The 16,426-nt window shown below is 50.2% G+C and carries 13 protein-coding genes; 3 read left to right on the top strand and 10 right to left on the bottom strand.

Annotated features, from left to right (window positions below; genetic code table 11):
- Positions 1 to 149 precede the first annotated feature (149 nt).
- On the top strand, positions 150 to 425 hold the full coding sequence (locus O3660_RS08340) for a hypothetical protein (RefSeq protein WP_371464829.1): 276 nt from the start codon (positions 150 to 152) through the stop codon (positions 423 to 425).
- Positions 426 to 501: 76 nt separating this feature from the next.
- On the opposite strand, the gene argC is transcribed toward O3660_RS08340, so the two are convergent.
- The 3 genes from argC to O3660_RS08325 form a co-directional block, all read right to left on the bottom strand.
- Positions 502 to 1,548 carry an N-acetyl-gamma-glutamyl-phosphate reductase gene (gene argC / locus O3660_RS08335; protein ID WP_049351114.1) on the bottom strand — a complete coding sequence of 349 codons (1,047 nt, stop codon included), beginning with the start codon at positions 1,546 to 1,548 and terminating at the stop codon, positions 502 to 504.
- Between the two features lie 427 nt (positions 1,549 to 1,975).
- Positions 1,976 to 3,697 (bottom strand): ABC transporter ATP-binding protein/permease, encoded by a 1,722-nt coding sequence (locus O3660_RS08330; RefSeq protein WP_049351115.1) that lies wholly within the window; start codon positions 3,695 to 3,697, stop codon positions 1,976 to 1,978.
- A 138-nt stretch (positions 3,698 to 3,835) separates the two neighbouring features.
- A complete protein-coding gene (locus O3660_RS08325; RefSeq protein WP_371464827.1) occupies positions 3,836 to 6,043 on the bottom strand; it encodes a TonB-dependent siderophore receptor in 2,208 nt (735 codons plus the stop codon).
- A gap of 561 nt (positions 6,044 to 6,604) precedes the next feature.
- Between O3660_RS08325 and serB the strand changes: the two genes are divergently transcribed.
- Positions 6,605 to 7,435 (top strand): phosphoserine phosphatase SerB, encoded by an 831-nt coding sequence (gene serB, locus O3660_RS08320; RefSeq protein WP_049351117.1) that lies wholly within the window; start codon positions 6,605 to 6,607, stop codon positions 7,433 to 7,435.
- Positions 7,436 to 7,506: 71 nt separating this feature from the next.
- On the opposite strand, the gene lpxH is transcribed toward serB, so the two are convergent.
- The 6 genes from lpxH to rpsT all read right to left on the bottom strand — a co-directional run bounded on the left by lpxH (position 7,507) and on the right by rpsT (position 14,297).
- The gene (gene lpxH, locus O3660_RS08315) at positions 7,507 to 8,214 is read right to left on the bottom strand and encodes a UDP-2,3-diacylglucosamine diphosphatase (protein WP_049351118.1); all 708 of its coding nucleotides are present in this window, start codon (positions 8,212 to 8,214) and stop codon (positions 7,507 to 7,509) included.
- 156 nt (positions 8,215 to 8,370) lie between these two features.
- Positions 8,371 to 9,756: a PIG-L family deacetylase gene (locus tag O3660_RS08310; protein WP_049351119.1), complete on the bottom strand. Its 1,386-nt coding sequence runs from the start codon at positions 9,754 to 9,756 to the stop codon at positions 8,371 to 8,373.
- A gap of 241 nt (positions 9,757 to 9,997) precedes the next feature.
- The gene (gene aspS / locus O3660_RS08305) at positions 9,998 to 11,806 is read right to left on the bottom strand and encodes an aspartate--tRNA ligase (protein ID WP_049351120.1); all 1,809 of its coding nucleotides are present in this window, start codon (positions 11,804 to 11,806) and stop codon (positions 9,998 to 10,000) included.
- 64 nt (positions 11,807 to 11,870) lie between these two features.
- A complete protein-coding gene (locus tag O3660_RS08300) occupies positions 11,871 to 12,572 on the bottom strand; it encodes a DUF502 domain-containing protein (RefSeq protein WP_371464826.1) in 702 nt (233 codons plus the stop codon).
- 152 nt (positions 12,573 to 12,724) lie between these two features.
- Positions 12,725 to 13,864: a phospholipase A gene (locus O3660_RS08295; protein ID WP_371464823.1), complete on the bottom strand. Its 1,140-nt coding sequence runs from the start codon at positions 13,862 to 13,864 to the stop codon at positions 12,725 to 12,727.
- Positions 13,865 to 14,033: 169 nt separating this feature from the next.
- Entirely contained in the window at positions 14,034 to 14,297 is a 264-nt protein-coding gene (gene rpsT, locus O3660_RS08290; RefSeq protein ID WP_002212556.1) for a 30S ribosomal protein S20, read from the bottom strand.
- Positions 14,298 to 14,605: 308 nt separating this feature from the next.
- On the opposite strand from rpsT, the gene O3660_RS08285 reads away from it, so the two are divergent.
- Positions 14,606 to 15,748: an extracellular solute-binding protein gene (locus O3660_RS08285; protein ID WP_070625056.1), complete on the top strand. Its 1,143-nt coding sequence runs from the start codon at positions 14,606 to 14,608 to the stop codon at positions 15,746 to 15,748.
- A 71-nt stretch (positions 15,749 to 15,819) separates the two neighbouring features.
- On the opposite strand, the gene O3660_RS08280 is transcribed toward O3660_RS08285, so the two are convergent.
- Entirely contained in the window at positions 15,820 to 16,251 is a 432-nt protein-coding gene (locus O3660_RS08280) for an EamA family transporter (RefSeq protein ID WP_003680126.1), read from the bottom strand.
- Positions 16,252 to 16,426: the final 175 nt, after the last annotated feature.

Genomic DNA, 16,426 nt, shown 5'->3' with positions numbered 1-16,426 from the left:
TTGCATATTCTATTTTTTCTTAGTATTATTTGTTTTGTCTTAGATAAATCGATATTTCTAATTTTCTATTCGATTTTTCTTAGTTTAATTTTATTTGGTTTAGTTTTTCTGATTTAAACCTGCTATATGATTATGATGAGAGGTGTGAAATGACTCGTTCGCGTAAAAATACTTTTTGGGTGCTGCTGGCGTTGGTACTGGGTTTTTTTGCTCTGCCTTTCGGATCTTCGGAGGCGCATGAGGCAGAAGGTAATCTGACGGCTTCGGAATGCGAACGCTTGGGCAGCTTGAGTCTGGAGCAGATGGACGGCAGGCTGCTGGCTTTTGCCAAAGAATGCGATATGGTGGAGGCTACCCACGATTGGGAGCAACAGTACGGCAACTTGAATGAAGAAGAAATGCTTGCCGGCGTGGTGTATGAGTAATGTTTGTGAATGAATCGATAAAGACCGTCTGAACGATCAAAGTTTCAGACGGCCTTGTGTTTTCAATAAGATGATATTAAGGCATCAATGGTGCATTAGTCAGGCCGGTGGTTTCGGGCAGACCGAACATAATGTTCATATTCTGCACGGCTTGACCGGCTGCGCCTTTGACCAAGTTGTCGATGACGGAAAGAACAATCCATACATCGTCTTGATCGGGCGCTTTTTGAACGCTGATACGGCAAAGGTTAGCACCGCGCACGCTGCGGGTTTCAGGTGTCGAACCTGAAGGCAAAATATCGACAAAAGGACTGTCTCGGTAGTATTCGCGCAGCAAAGCTTCAGGATCGGTATGTTCTTGCAGGTGCAGATACAGGGTGGCGTGCATGCCGCGTATCATCGGAACAAGGTGTGGCACGAAAATCAGGCCGTCTGAAACATGGTCTTGCAGTCCGGACAGGGTTTGTCGGATTTCAGGCAGATGGCGGTGGCCGCCGACGCCATAGGCTTTGAAGTTGTCGCCTGCTTCGCACAACAGGGCGTGGGTGCTGGCTTTGCGGCCTGCACCGGAAACACCGGATTTACAGTCGGCAATCAGAGGAGCGTTGGCTTTCAGACGGCCAGCCTGAAGCAGCGGCAATAAGGGCAGGGAAACGCAGGTAGGGTAACAACCTGGATTGGCCACCAGCATGGTTTTAGCGATGTCGTCTTTGTGAAGTTCGCACAAACCGTACACTGCTTGGGAAACGAGTTGCGGCGCGGCATGGGTCATTTTGTACCATTTTTCCCATGTGGGGATGTCGCGGATGCGGAAGTCGGCAGACAGGTCAATTACACGTACGCCTTTTTCCACAAGGGCCGGTGCTTCTTTCATGGCTACGCCGTTGGGCGTAGCGAAGAATACGAGGTCGCAACGGTCAAGTCCGGCATCCTCGGGCGTTTGGAATGAAAGGTCGTGAATGCCGCGCAGGCTGGGGAAGTAGTCGGCAACCGCAATACCGGCTTCGCTTCGGCTGGTGACGGCCGTGACTTCTGTGTTGGGGTGGCTGCTGAGCAGACGTAACAATTCAACGCCTGTGTAACCGGTTGCACCGACGATACCAATTTTAATTTTTGTGGTCATGGTGTGGCTCCTTTGTAGGGTAACAATGCGTTTGATTATATAGTAATTAATTGCCGTCGGTCAGCGGTGCTTGTGCCAAGCTTTGCAATAGAGGGTTAAACAGGCCGTCTGAAATATGGGATTGACGATATTGGAGAGAGGATTTCAGACGACCTAAAAGTTTGGGAAAACGTGGTTTGAGGTTTTATTTGACTATGGCTTTGAGATTGGCGTTTTTTATTTATAGTCAATCCCTTATAAAGATTATAGGCCTCATGTTTTTAAAACCTTTTATATTCCGTCTTTATCCTATTCATACAAACACAAAAAAAATGCCCCCGGGTTGGAGAACCGGAGGCAAGTATCCAAGGAGTAGCTCTCATCAATAAGAACTAGTTACTTGGTACTATATACCTTGTTGGGATCGAAAGCAAGCATTTTGCACATTTTAACATTTAAATAATTTTTCATTCAAATTCAGAGAGCTATCAAACAGGGCTTGAATCTTGGGTTGGTGGCTGATGCCGATGACCAAAGTATCGGGCAAATGTTGCTTGAGGGTCTGCATCAACATCAGGGCGGATTCATCATCGAGCTGGTTGGTGGCTTCATCTAGGAACAGGATTTGCGGTTTGTGCAGCAGTGCGCGGGCGAGGCTGAGGCGTTGCTGTTCGCCGCCGGAAAGGATGCCGTGCCATTCGTATGAAGTGTCCAAATCGTTCATCAACGTGTGCAACCTACCCGTGGGGCTGCTTAAGCCGACTTGTTCCAAAACGGTTTGAATCAAATGGTCGTCTTGGCAGGCCGTATAAGGGTAGCTGACAGTTTGACGCAATGTGTCCGCAGGCAGGTAAGGGCGTTGGGGAAGAAAGAGGAGGCTGCCGTCGAGGGCGAAGCTGCCTTGGTAATACGGCCACAAGCCTGCGAGGGTGCGCAACAGGGTGGATTTGCCGATGCCGCTTCTGCCTTCGAGCAATACCCATTCAGGGGCGTGGGCTTCGAGGTTGATGTCGGTGAGCAGGGGGCTGCCGGTTTGGGTGTGGACGGTGAGGTTTTGCAGGACGAGTATGCCGCTTTGGCGGTGGTTGTTTAAAGTCAGGGCGGGTGCTGGGCGGGCGGCGCTTCTGCCTTCCTGCTCTACTTGTTCCAATGCCGTCTGAAAACCGGAGAGGCGTTCGACGACTGCCGCCCATTCGATGAGGCGGCGGTAGGAGTCGGTAAACCAGCCGAAGCTGTCTTGGACGCGGGCAAACGATGTGCGGGTCTGCATCATGTCGCCGAAGGTCATGGTTTTGGCGAGGTACATGGGCAGGGTGGCGAGGATGGGGATGAAGATGCTGATGCGCACGTAGGTCGCCCAGAAGGTTTCTTGGCGGAATTCGCAGTTGGTGAGCCGCCGCCAGTTGTCGCGGATGCGGAGGTAACGCTGTTTCAGACGGCCTGTTTCGGCTTCGCCGCCGTTGTAGAAGGCGATTTGTTCGGCATGGTCGCGTACGCGTAAAAGGGCTGCGCGGTAGTCGGCTTCGCGATGCTGGCGGTCAATGTTGAGGTTTTTGAGTTTGCGGCCGACAAGATGGGCGATGACGGTGCTGAAGATGGAATAAATCAGTGCAACCCAAACAAGATAGCCGTAAACAGTAATGCTGTATCCGCCGATGTTGAAAGTCTGTACGCCGGAGAGCGTCCACAATACGGCGACAAACGCGCTGAATTTGGCAATATTATTGATGAAGGAGCGAAAGAGGCTGATGCTTTTGTCGGCAAGCAGGTAGATGTCTTCGGCGATACGTTGGTCGGGGTTGTCCGGTTCGCCTGTCAGGCGCAGGCGGTAGTGTTTGTGGCCTTCGAGCCAGTTTTTTTGAAATTGCTCGGTCAGATGGGTGCGCCAGCGGAAGATGAGGCGTTTTTGCAGCCAGTCGCCGCAGACGATGCAGCCGATAACCATCGCCATATAGCCGAGGTATTCGACAATGAGCGAAGGCATGGATGCGCCGTCAAACGCGGCCAGCGCGTCGTAGAAGCGTTTGTCCCACGCGGCAATCCAAACGCTGATGGTAATAGAGAATAGGGTAAACCCTATCAAAACGGCGAGCATCAGCCATTGGAGGCGACCGTGTGTCCCCGACCAAAAAGGGCGGGCAAGGTAAAAGAATTTTTTGAGCGTATTCATGATGAATGCTTGTAAATGTGCGTGATAGGCCGTCTGAAAACAGAATTTTGTTTTCAGACGGCCTTGTTTATAAGCAATGATTGGTTTTTATATGCTTTTGAAGAGTGGAGGGCAATCCACTCCCGATTTGCCGCTATTTTACATTTTCCATTTCAGGCTGAACACGGCATTGCGCGGTTCGCCGTAGAAGTTGCCGCTGTTGGCGGCACGGCTGTATTGGTTTTCGTAGTAGCGTTTGTCGGTCAGGTTGTTGACTGCCAGCCCCAGTTGCAGGTTTTTGCTCGGGCGGTATTGGACGTTGGTATTCCAAACCGTGTAGCCGCCTTGCTTGATGGAACCGTAGGAATTGGCGGTTTTGCTGCTGCTCTTTACCCCCAACCCGACCGTCCATTTGCCGTCATCAATCGGCAGGATATAGCTGGTGTAGAGGCGGAACATATGTTTCGGCGTATGGCTGCTGAAGTTGTAGCCTTTTCGGCGAGATTCAACATTGCCGGTAACGCTGTTGCGGTTGGTGCTGCGGTTGAAGGTGTAGCCTGCGTAAACTTGCCAACGGTCGGTCAGGCTGCCAGAGATTTCGGCGTCCAAGCCGCGGCTGCTTTGGTTGAGCGGTTCCCAATAGGCGTGCGGTTTGGCATTGACGCGTTGGTTGTTGTTGTCTTTGTCGGTGCGGTAGAGGGCGACGGAAGTATTCAGACGGCCTTCGTTCCATTCGCCTTTCCAGCCGAGTTCGTAGTTGCGTCCCATAATCGGAGGTAGCAGGTTGTCGTTGTAGTCGCGGTTCATCGTTTGTTTGAAGATGGATGTATAGGCGGCGTAAACGCTTTGTTTAGGTGTGATGTCGTAAGTGATGCCGGCATAAGGAACGAAGCGGTTGCGTTTGAGCGAGTCTGATGAACCTGCTACCCCGTCTTTGAGGTTGCGATCCCAATAGAAGTCGCGTTTCCAGCTGGTATAGCGTCCGCCTGCGATAATGTGTAGTTTGTCGGTAGGATTGATGCGCGCGCCCAAACCAAAGGCATGGGTAGTATAACGGCCGTCACCGCCACGGGCTTTGGCTGTGGCAGAATCCCAATCAGGTTTGGCTTTCTCGCTGCCGTTAAAGGCATCTGCGTCATAGGTACTGCTGTCATCAAACCAGCGGTTGCTTGAGTTCACGTTCTCTTTGGAATAGCTGTGCATGAAGAAGAGATCGTGATTTTGGCCGAAAGCAAAGATGCGGCCGGTCAGGTTGTTTTGGAAAGTGAACTGGCGGTTGCCTGCATCGTAACGGTCGAAGCTGTATGTGGTTCCCAGGCCGTCTGTACCGATGCCGTTACCTGTGCCACCCAGCGTGTAATATTCTTTTGAACTGGTGTTCTTACGCCAGTCCAACTTGCTGCTCAGTTTCCAGTTGTCGTTGAAATAATGTTCAAATTCGGTAAAAAGATTGTATTTTTTCAGGCGGGCTTCGTTCCAATCCGCACCAAGATAGCGGCTGCGTTTCCACTCTTTGCCGTCTGCACGCATCGGCAGGCCGTCAGGATCGGGTGTTTCGGTTTGGTTGAGATAGCTTGCGCCCCAGGTAAGTTTGCTGTTGTCGCCGATGTCTTTGTCCATCACGCCATACAGAAGGAGGTCGCGGCCGCCGGATTGGTCTTTGAAGGTTTTGTTGCTGCCTACCGAGCCGACAAAACGACCGCGCAGGCCGTGTTCTTGGCTTAAGGTGCCGGATGCATCAAAGGTGCTGTTTACTTTGCCCCATGAGTTTGCCATCAAATCGGCGGAAAGTTGGCGTTTTGCAGTCGGCTTTTTGCGGACGGCGTTTACCGTGCCGCCGGGTTCGTTGTTTGCCTGTGTCAAACCTGCCGCACCGCGCACCACTTCAATGTGGTCGTACATGGCCATATCGGTTGCACTGGTCGGGTCGCCGGCTGGGCCGCCTAAGCCGAATCCGCCGGGAGAGCCGAGTTGCGTGGCAATGCCGTCTTCTTCAAACTGTTCGATAAAATAGCCACGCGACATGAAATGCGTGCGTCCGCCGCTTTTGAAAACATTGATACCCGTAGCGTTTTGCAATGCACCTTCTAAGTCGGTAATGCCTTGGTCTTCAATTTGTTTTTTAGTAATAACGCTGACAGATTGGGGAATTTCCCGCGGAGAGAGCACCAGCCCTGTGGTTGAGCGCAGGGCGGATACTGTGTAGCTGTTTTGGCTTTCAGTGCGCAGGCTTTTGTTTTTACCCACTACGGTAACTTGTTCCACTTCAGCCTGTTGTACTTCTTCGGCAGCTTGTGCGGCTTGGGGCAATGCGGCAAGGCAGAGGGTAAGTGTGCTCAGTTTGAATAGTTTTTCAGAATGATGCATTTGATGAGGTCCTTGATAAAGAAAGGTCTGTTTGTTTTTAAATATTGGCGGCAATATCCGTTTAAATTGAGCCGTTGTTTTTTATAAGCCGTTTTGTTTTAAAAATTAAATATAAGTCTCCGAATCATTTTATTTGATTCAATTTCGATTTTGCCAAACCATCGGGTCAAAAAAAGGTTGCCGCCGGAAAGGGAGCCGTTGGCAACGAATGAAGGTTGTAATGCAATGAAAGCTAGATATAAGGGGTAGTGCCAAACTAGCCATAAAGAACTATATCGAAACTGTAAGAAAAAGCAATAACAAGTTATCTGTTACTTGCAAAGTTTTTTAAACAGCTTGTCCTAAATCAAATTTTTGAATCATGACTTGTTTAGTTGATGCAGGGATTGGTATTGGTAGCTCTAGTTGAATTGTTTACAGGCCGTCTGAAAATTGCCGGGGTTGTTCGGCTATAATGCTGTTTTGGTTTTTTAAGGCCTTTGCAAAAATACGGTTTCGTTGTTTTAGGCTGAATGTGTACCCGATATGTTTGTAAAGGTCTTGGGGTATGAGGAGAATGAGATGAAGAAAGTTTTGGTGTTGCAACATGGGGATTTGGGCGCTTGCGACTGGTCGGCATTTGGCGGTTTAGTGTCTGCGCCATCAGGGAAGTCGGTGTTGCGTGTGCCGGTTGATGATGATTTTGAATTGACGGACGATATGCGTGCGGCGTTGATTGCGCAGCAGATAGATGGTGCGGTGTTGCCGGATGTGGCTTTTGCTGATTTGGGACTGATTGTCAGCGATATGGATTCGACGCTGATTACGATTGAGTGTGTGGATGAGATTGCGGCCGGTGTCGGGCTGAAAGATGAGGTGGCAGCGATTACGGAGCAGTCGATGCGCGGCGAGCTGGACTTTGAGCAGTCTTTGCGTAAGCGTGTGGCTTTGCTGGCCGGTTTGGACGAGCGCGTGTTGGAAGAGGTGTACGAGAATGTGTTGCAGCTTTCGCCGGGTGCGGAATTTTTGTTGGCAGAGTGCAAACGGAATGATGTGAAGTTTATGCTGGTGTCGGGCGGGTTTACGTTCTTTACGGAACGCCTGCAACGGCGTTTGGGCTTGGATTTCCATTTTGCGAATGTGTTGGAAGTGGAAAACGGCAAGCTGACAGGCCGTCTGAAAGGGCGGATTATCGATGCGCAGGCTAAGACGGATTTGTTGCGTGAATACCGTGAGTGTCTGGGTTTGGCTTCGTGGCAGGTGGTGGCGATGGGTGATGGTGCGAACGATATTCCGATGATACGGGAGGCGGGATTCGGCATTGCTTATCGGGCGAAACCGAAAACCGAGGCGAATGCGGATGCGTGTGTGCGCTTTGGTGGTTTGGAGCGGATACGCGGTTGGTTTGCGTAAACCGTTTGAGGATGTTTGTCAGTCAGGCCGTCTGAACAATCGGGAAACCGGTTTTCAGACGGTCTGATGTTTTATAAGGCGATAAAACGGTAGCCTTCGGCATCAACTTCGAGAATGGAGGCGTAATTATCGCGCCAGTCGCCGAGTACAATGCGGGTGTAATCGGCGTTGCGATGGATGTTTTCGCGGTGGGTATGGCCGTGGATGAGCAGGGGCGTGTGGAAGCGTTGGACGGTTTCGTGGGTAAAGGCTGGATTGACGTCCATGATGTCGGCGGTTTTGTGTTGTTTGTCCTGTTTGCTCTGCTTGCGGATTTTGGTGGCAATGTTCAGTCGGAGCGTGAGCGGCAGGAGCAGGAACAGGCGTTGCAGCCATTTTTGATGGACGGTACGGCGGAATTTTTGATAAGAATGGTCGTCGGTGCAGAGGGTGTCGCCGTGACAGAGTAGGGTGGGTGTGCCGAACAGGTCGATAACGGCGTACTCGGGCAGTAAGGTCATGCCGGTATCGCGGGCGAAGGTTTTGCCGATGAGGAAGTCGCGGTTGCCATGGATGAAATAGCAGGCAATGCTACGCTTGGTTAGGCTGAGGATGGTTTGTTTGATGGTTTGAACCAAAGGGCTGTTTTCGTCATCGCCGATCCAAAAATCGAAAAGGTCGCCAAGAATGTATACGGCTTGGGCGTGAACGGCTTTTTCTTGGATAAATTTTTGGAAGAGTGCGGTCAGCTGAGGATGGGATTCGCTCAGGTGCAAATCGGCGATGAAGTAAATCGGCATGATGATGTGGGACGTGTGGGAAGGGTTTTATTATAACTTGGGTTGTCGCTTTTGGATTTGGGCTTGGTGTTTTTCGTTTGTAATGCGGTGATTTTATTGTTTTGATTTGGTGTGATAAAGGCCGTCTGAAACATCTTTTCAGACGGCCTTTGTGGTTTATTGGGCTTTGCCCTGATAGGTGATTTGTTTCAGCGTCTCTTCTTGGTACAAGTCGCTGATGGGGACGGTATAGAAGAATTCGTTGCTGCGGACAAAGCGGTTGACCAAGTCTTTGTCGAGATGGAGGACGTGGTGTCGCAGTTTATTTAAGCCTTTGAATATCATGGTGCTCCAACGCATATAGCCGTCTGAATTAGGACGGATGTCGTTCATGGCGTCAAGGGCGAGAAGTTTGCGGTTTTGCTCTTCTTTATCCAAGGGATGGGAATAGATGCTTTGGAAGTAAAACGGTTGCTCGGAGGATGGCGGCAGGCTGAGGGAGGAACCTACTTTACCGATAGGGAAGTCGTCGCTCAGATAATGTATGGTGTGTAAAAACAGATTGCCGCGGCGGTAATCGATTTTGCGCAGGGCTTCGATGGCGGCCAGAGCAGTATGTTGGTGGTCGGGATGCACATCGATATTGGGAGACGGCGTCACGATAATATCCGGCTGGAACGTTTCTATCAGATAGCCAAGGTTGTCCACCAAGCTGTTCCAAGTCGAGCCGGGCTTGAGATGTTTCGCCAATGGGGAGGTATTGGCACTGCGGAAAATATCGACATCGGTCGTATCGATTTTGGTCGATTTAATCTCTTTTTCCGGATTTTGGCGCATGGCGGTCAATGTGCTGTCGAAGTAGCCCAGTTGCAGGATGTTTTCAGACGGCACACCGGCCAAAATGGGCACGGTCAGGCTGTTCCAAACGCGCATCCTGCCTTTTTGCAGATATTGTGCCTGAGTGTCGCAGTCGCATGTGCTGTAAAGATTGCCATAGTGGAAGCTGCCGCCTTCGCTGGCAGTTAAGGTGCAGATCATTGAATTGGCGGCGTGTTTTTCATACAAACCGTATGCGCTTAATTCGGCATCGTCAGCATGAGGCGCGAGGACAAGGATTTTTTTGCCGTCGAGGTTTTCACGCGGATAAACAGAGAGTTCGATTTCTTGATCAGGCAAGGATAGGTATTTGCCTTCCAAGCGGATGGTTTTGTCGTTGTCAGAGAAGGTATCACTCAGATTGATATAGCGCACGCCTTTTGCGCCGTATTCGAAATATTGCTTCCATTTTCCCTTAGATGAAATGGTTTCAACAAAAGGCAATACCAGCAATCCTGCCCAAGTGGATTTGATACGGAGTTTGGCAATAACGGTATCTTGCCCGCGGATAGTGGCGGGCAAAGTCAGGCTGCCACCCTTGAGGGTAGCATGCGCGGTAGAGGGGAGGGAGGGATAGTTATAGTCTTGGTGTGTGTTGTAGGCAAACTGTTTTTTATGAACAATTGAAGTAATAATAAACAATGTAACAAAAAAAGTCAGTATCAGCCCCGTTAGTATTAGAAACATTGTCAGGTTCCTTTATTGTATAACAGCTATGATATTGCTTGCGAAGACTATTTGTTTGTTTTTATTACAAACGGTTAATTTTCACACTCTAACGTCATTAAAGTAAACGTTTAAAATAAAACAGTTTGCGGTTGATTATATATATATAAACGACCAAAATGTAGAAAGGCCGTCTGAAAAATTTGAAAGAAATTTCAAATTTTTCAGACGGCCTTGATATTTTAAAGGTTAAGCCGGTAAATTATGCTTCTTTTGTTTCAACTGCTTTCTGACGCAGGCGCAAGCTCAATTCGCGCAACTGTTTGTCGTCCACCGCATTTGGCGCGTTGGTCAACAGGCATTGGGCGCGTTGGGTTTTCGGGAAGGCAATCACGTCGCGGATGGATTCGGCGCCGGTCATCAGCGTCACCAGACGGTCAAGGCCGAACGCCAAACCGCCGTGCGGAGGCGCGCCGAATTTCAGGTTGTCCAAGAGGAAGCCGAATTTTTCCTGTTGCTCTTCGGGGCTGATTTTCAGTGCGGCGAACACTTTTTCCTGTACGTCGGCACGGTGGATACGGATAGAGCCGCCGCCGATTTCCCAGCCGTTTAACACCATATCGTAGGCGCGTGCCAGGCAGTTTTCAGGATCGGTCGCCATCAGGTCTTCATGACCGGGCTTGGGCGAGGTGAACGGATGGTGCATGGCTGCCCAGCGGTCGCCGTCTTCGTCGTATTCGAACATCGGGAAATCCACCACCCACAGCGGTTTCCATTCGTCCACGAAGTAGCCGTTTTCCGCGCCGTGTTCCAAGCCGACTTTGATACGCAGTGCGCCGATGGCTTCGTTCACGACTTTGGCTTTGTCTGCGCCGAAGAAGATGATGTCGCCGTTTTGCGCGCCAGTACGTGCAATGATTTCTTTCAGGGCGTTTTCAGACAGGAATTTCACGATTGGAGATTGCAGGCCGCTGTCTTCGCCGTTGGAAAGGTTGCTGACATCGTTCACTTTGATGTACGCCAAACCTTTCGCGCCGTAGATGCCGACAAATTTGGTGTATTCGTCGATTTCTTTGCGGCTGAATTTCGCGCCGTTCGGTACGCGCAGGGCAACCACGCGACCGCCTTTCATGTCGGCTGCGCCACGGAAGACTTTGAATTCTTCCGTTTTCATCAGGTCGGTCAGCTCGGTGAATTTCAGGCTGATGCGCATATCGGGTTTGTCGGAGCCGTAGTAGAACATGGCTTCCGAGTAAGGCATACGCGGGAAATCGCCCAAATCCACGCCCAGCGCGTCTTGGAAGACTTGTTTTGCCATGCCTTCGGTGATGTCCATGATTTCATCCTCGTTCAAGAACGAGGTTTCCAAGTCGATTTGGGTGAATTCGGGCTGGCGGTCGGCACGCAGGTCTTCGTCGCGGAAGCACTTGGTGATTTGGTAGTAACGGTCGAAACCTGCCACCATCAACAGTTGTTTGAACAATTGCGGCGATTGCGGCAGAGCGAAAAACTCACCCGGATGAACGCGGCTCGGCACGAGATAGTCGCGCGCGCCTTCAGGCGTGGAGCGGGTCAGCATCGGCGTTTCGATGTCGATGAAGCCTTGCGCATCCAAATAACGGCGAACACCCATAGCGACTTGATAACGCAGGCGCAGGTTGCGCTGCATCACCGGACGGCGCAGGTCGATAACGCGGTTGGTCAGGCGCACGTTTTCGCTGATGTTTTCGTCGTCAATTTGGAACGGCGGCGTCGCAGCGGCGTTCAACACTTCGATTTCTTTGGCAAGGATTTCGATTTTGCCGGAAATCATTTTGTCGTTGGTCGTACCTTCGGGACGGTTACGCACACGGCCGGTAATGCTCAAAACGTATTCGTTGCGGGCGGAATCGGCAGTGGCAAACGCTTCGGGCGTATCGGGGTCAATTACGACTTGGACGATGCCTTCGCGGTCGCGCAAGTCGATAAAAATCACACCGCCGTGGTCGCGCCGGCGGTGTACCCAGCCTTTGACGGTTACGGTTTGGTCTAAATATTGCTCGCTGATTAGGCCGCAATAGTTGGTACGCATAAAATCACCTTTTTATATTGTTCAATTTGAAAAAGAAGGAAAGGCCGTCTGAAAAAAGAAGACCTTAATTGTTATGTTCGGTATCACCGTCTTCAGACGGCTTTTGGGCGGGTAGGACTTTAACCGGTAAGTCGTCCGGCATTACCATGCCCAGCGAAATTACATATTTCAATGCCTGATCCACGCTCATGTCCAGCTCGCGAACGTCGCTTTTTTTCACCATGATGTAATAGCCGCCGGTCGGGTTGGGCGTGGTTGGGACGTAAACGGAAATATAGTCGTCATCTTGCGGCAGGCTGCCTTTGAGTTTAGCGGGGATATGGCCGGAAACAAAGGCTATCGTCCAAATGCCCGGTTGCGGAAAGGGAACCAGTACGGGGGTTTTGAACGAGCGGCTGCTGTCGGAGAGCAGGGATTCGGAAACTTTTTTAACGCTGGAGTAGATGGATTTGACGACGGGAATGCGTCCTAAAAGGCTGTCCCATGCGCCGAGAATCCGTCTGCCCAATACGTTGGCGGCGAATACGCCGGTAACGAACAAGACGACGGTGGCGGCAACAATGCCCAAGCCAGGTATGTTGAACCCCCAGAAATGCTGGGGCTGCCAGCTTTCCGGTAATAGGTTGATCAGTTTGTCGGCGGCGGAGATGATATAGCTCATCGCCCAGATGGTTACGGCAATCGGCAACCAAACCAGCACGCCTGTAATTAGGTATTTCTTTAAAGCCTTGGCGATTTTTCCGCTTTCGGCTGCGGCTTCTGTCATCTTTGTTTCATTCCGGCAAGTTTTGCCCAAACTTTGCATTATACGCGTTTGGACGCTAGGAAACGAGTATTTTAAACGAATGGCTTGTTTTGTCTTATTGTTTCAGACGGCCGCCTTGATTGCAAAGGCCGTCTGAAACAATATGGGGTCATTTAGATGCCGTCCCAGTCGTTGAACATCAGGCCGAAGCCGATGCCGTTTTGTTTGTGGTTGTAGTCAATCAAGCTTTCGCCGTAGCCGTGGAAGCCGCGGACAACGCCTTTGAGTTTGCCTTTGATGGGGAAAGTATAGGCCGCTTCAACGGCGCCGCGTCCGCTTTTCGGATTGTAACGCAGGACGGAATAAACATTTTGCTTATCGTTGAAACGGTATTGGACTTTCAAGTCGCCGTAACCCATGTATTTGTTGATATCCGGATTGTCGTCGTCGTCTCCTTTTTGGTCGAAGGCGCGCATCCAAACCCTGGGGATAACGGTCAGCTTGCCCCATTCCATGCCGGCCATGGCGTAAACCCGGTTCCATGAGCGTGATTCGGGGCGGCTTTGACCGTTGGATTGGTGAACAAAACCTGCGCCGACCATGCGCAGTTTGCCGCCGAAAGGCAGGTCTGCTTTAACGGGTTGGGTAATGAAGATTTCGGGTTCGTAGTCGGTATTGCGGAACGGAGCGGATTTGCGGCCTTGGTTGAAGATTTGCCAGTCGGATTTTTGGGTGTAGCCAAACCATACATCGGCACGGGTTTTGAATAAATCTTCGGCAATCTTGCTTTTGAAGGAAACCTGCATTTTGGTTTCGAGGCGTTTTTGCTCGCTGAATTTTTCCTGCGTGGTTACGCCGCGGCTGGGGGATTCCGGGTAATAGTTGGGGCTGCTGTTGTACCAAACAGGCATGAGGTACATAGGATTATGCTCGCGTACGCTCAACAGGCCGCGCGTGTCGTTTTTATCCAAATCGTACATCAGGCTTAGAGGCGTGTAGCTGTCGGCAGTTTCGCTTAATACGTCGTCTGAAATATTCGGATGGGTAGGGTTGTCGAATACAATGGCCGCTTCTTTTTTCTCAATGCTCTTGCGCACGCTTTTTTCGAGGTCAACCGGTGTTTTGGCGGTTTCGGTTTGCACTTGCGGCAGTGGGGATTGAGGGGGGAGTTGCGCCGAGTAGATGTTGTCGTAACACGCCAAACGGGTGGCGTTGTCTTGAATGGTGGTGCAGTGTAGGGCGGTATCGGCGGTGGCCAGCGGGGCTGCGGCAATGAATCCGATACTTAGGGAATGTTTCAACATCTTGGTCATGAGAGTTTCCGTTGTTTTTCAGACGGCCTGATGAAAGGGTAAATGGTTTTGTTTAGTCGGTTTGGGCGGTGAATACGGCAATGCCCCTGAAAGGCAGGACCTCAGGGGCATCGTATCAGCTCGATTCATCCTGCTTTGGTTGTCAGGATTTTCGGCATCTGCGTCAGTATTAAGCCAAAGCTTTTACTTTAGCAGACAGACGGCTTTTGTGACGGGCTGCTTTGTTTTTGTGGAATACGCCTTTGTCAGCGATACGGTCGATGACTTTAACGGATTCTTGGTAAACTGCTTGAGCAGCAGCTTTGTCGCCGGCTTCAACTGCTTTCAACACTTTTTTCACAGCGGTACGGAATGCAGTACGCAGGCTGGCGTTGTGGGCGCGTTGTTTAACCGACTGGCGGGCACGTTTGCGGGCTTGTGCGCTGTTTGCCATATTGAATATCTCCTGAAAAATAAATTCTGTAAACGCGCAATTTTAAAGACAGATTTCCTTGTATGCAAGTTTTTTCTCTATAAACGTGCGCAAATCAGCCGTATTTTGCCCAAAAACGACAGCCGGTGCAACGCTTTTGGGAAAAAGATGATATTGCTTTGCCTTATTTCAATAAAAATCAGATGGATATTGCTTTGCGTTTGCTTACGTTTCCATTACAATAGCCTAACTTTGCGCCGGGGTGTTTATGGGGTGCAGGGTTTCTTATTTATTGACATTAACCACTCTTTCATCAGGAATCTGCCCGTATGAAAAAATCTGTATTAGCCGTATTGGCCGCATTGTCTTTGGCCGCGTGCGGCGGTGGCGAGAAAAAAGCCGAGCAACCTCAAGCAGGCAGCGCGCCTGCTGCCAATGCCGAAGCAGCCGCCACCGATACTTTGAATATCTACAACTGGTCAAACTACGTTGACGAAAGTACAGTCGAAGACTTCAAAAAAGCCAACAATTTGAAGCTGACTTACGATTTGTATGAAAACAACGAAACGCTGGAAGCCAAAATGCTGACCGGCAAATCCGGCTATGACTTGGTTGTACCCGGTATTGCCTTCCTGCCGCGACAAATTGAGGCAGGTGCATACCAAAAAATCAATAAGGATCTGATTCCGAACTACAAAAACATCGACCCTGAATTGCTGAAGATGTTGGAAACCGCCGACCCGGGCAATCAATACGCCGTTCCATACTTCTCAGGTGTGAATACGATTGCGATTACGGCGAAGGGCAAGGAGCTTTTGGGCGGAAAATTGCCTGAAAACGGCTGGGATTTGCTGTTCAAACCCGAATACACCAACAAGCTGAAATCTTGCGGCATCGCTTTGTGGGATACCCCGAGCGAAATGTTCCCAATCTTGTTGAACTACTTGGGTAAAGATCCTAAAGGCTCGAATCCTGAAGATTTGAAAGCGGCTGCAGAAGTTTTGAAAACCATCCGTCCTGACGTGAAACGTTTCAGCCCTTCCATCATTGACGAATTAGCGCGCGGCGATATCTGCTTGGCGGCAGGTAACGGCGGCGATTTGAACTTGGCCAAAGCGCGTTCCGAAGAAGTGAAAAACAACGTCGGCATTGAAGTGTTGACGCCGAAAGGCATGGGCTTCTGGATTGAATCTTGGCTGATTCCGGCCGATGCGAAAAACATCGTTAATGCCCATAAATACATCAACTACACGCTTGATCCAGAAGTGGCTGCGAAAAACGGTATCGCCGTAACCTTCGCCCCAGCCAGCAAACCGGCACGCGAAAAAATGCCTGCAGAGCTGGTGAACACACGTTCTATTTTCCCGAACGAGCAAGACATGAAAGACGGTTTCGTCATGCCTCAAATGAGCGCAGATGCGAAAAAACTGTCTGTTAACTTGTGGCAAAAAATCAAAGTCGGTTCAAATTAATTGTGAGCTGATTGGTTGAAACGAAGGCCGTCTGAAATTTTTCAGACGGCCTTTTTTTGATATCCCAATCTTTATCGTTTCAAAGCTAAAGTCAACACACCTGCGGTTACCAAGCCTAAGCCTATCCACTCCTGCGTGCTTGGGCGTTCGTCTAAGAAAACGACGGCCATCAGGGCGACCAAGACTAGGCTGAATTTGTCGACGGGTGCAACTTGCGAGGCGTTGCCCAGTTGCAGGGCTTTGAAGTAGGCAAGCCAAGATGCGCCGGTAGCGAGGCCGGATAGGATGAGGAATGTCCAGTTACGACCGGTAAAGCCGTTCACGCCCTGCCATTTGCCGGTGTAGGTTAAAAACAGTACCAAAGCGGCGAGGATGACCAAGGTGCGGATAAAGGTGGCGAAATCCGAATCTATGCCCTGTAAACCCATTTTGGCGAAAATGGCAGTCAATGAGGCGAAGCCTGCCGATGCCAATGCCCAAAACAGCCATGCGTTGCTGCTCATGTTTTATTCCTTTGTTTCAAATTGTTGACAATATGAATCCGCTTGTTGATGAAATATCGAAATTTTCACTGCGGTTTGTCTTTGGAAAACGTTATAATAGAACTAATATTCTTTTTCTTCCAGCCGTCTTTAATTGTATTGTTTCAGACGGCCTTTCCCTCTCTCAATAAAGGAA

Origin of the sequence: Neisseria sp. 27098_8_139 (genome assembly GCF_041433195.1) — a bacterium.
In the GTDB taxonomy this organism is placed as follows: Bacteria; Pseudomonadota; Gammaproteobacteria; order Burkholderiales; family Neisseriaceae; genus Neisseria; species Neisseria subflava.
The sequence above is the reverse complement of the archived record's forward strand: the minus strand, read 5'-3'. Positions and strand labels throughout refer to the sequence as shown.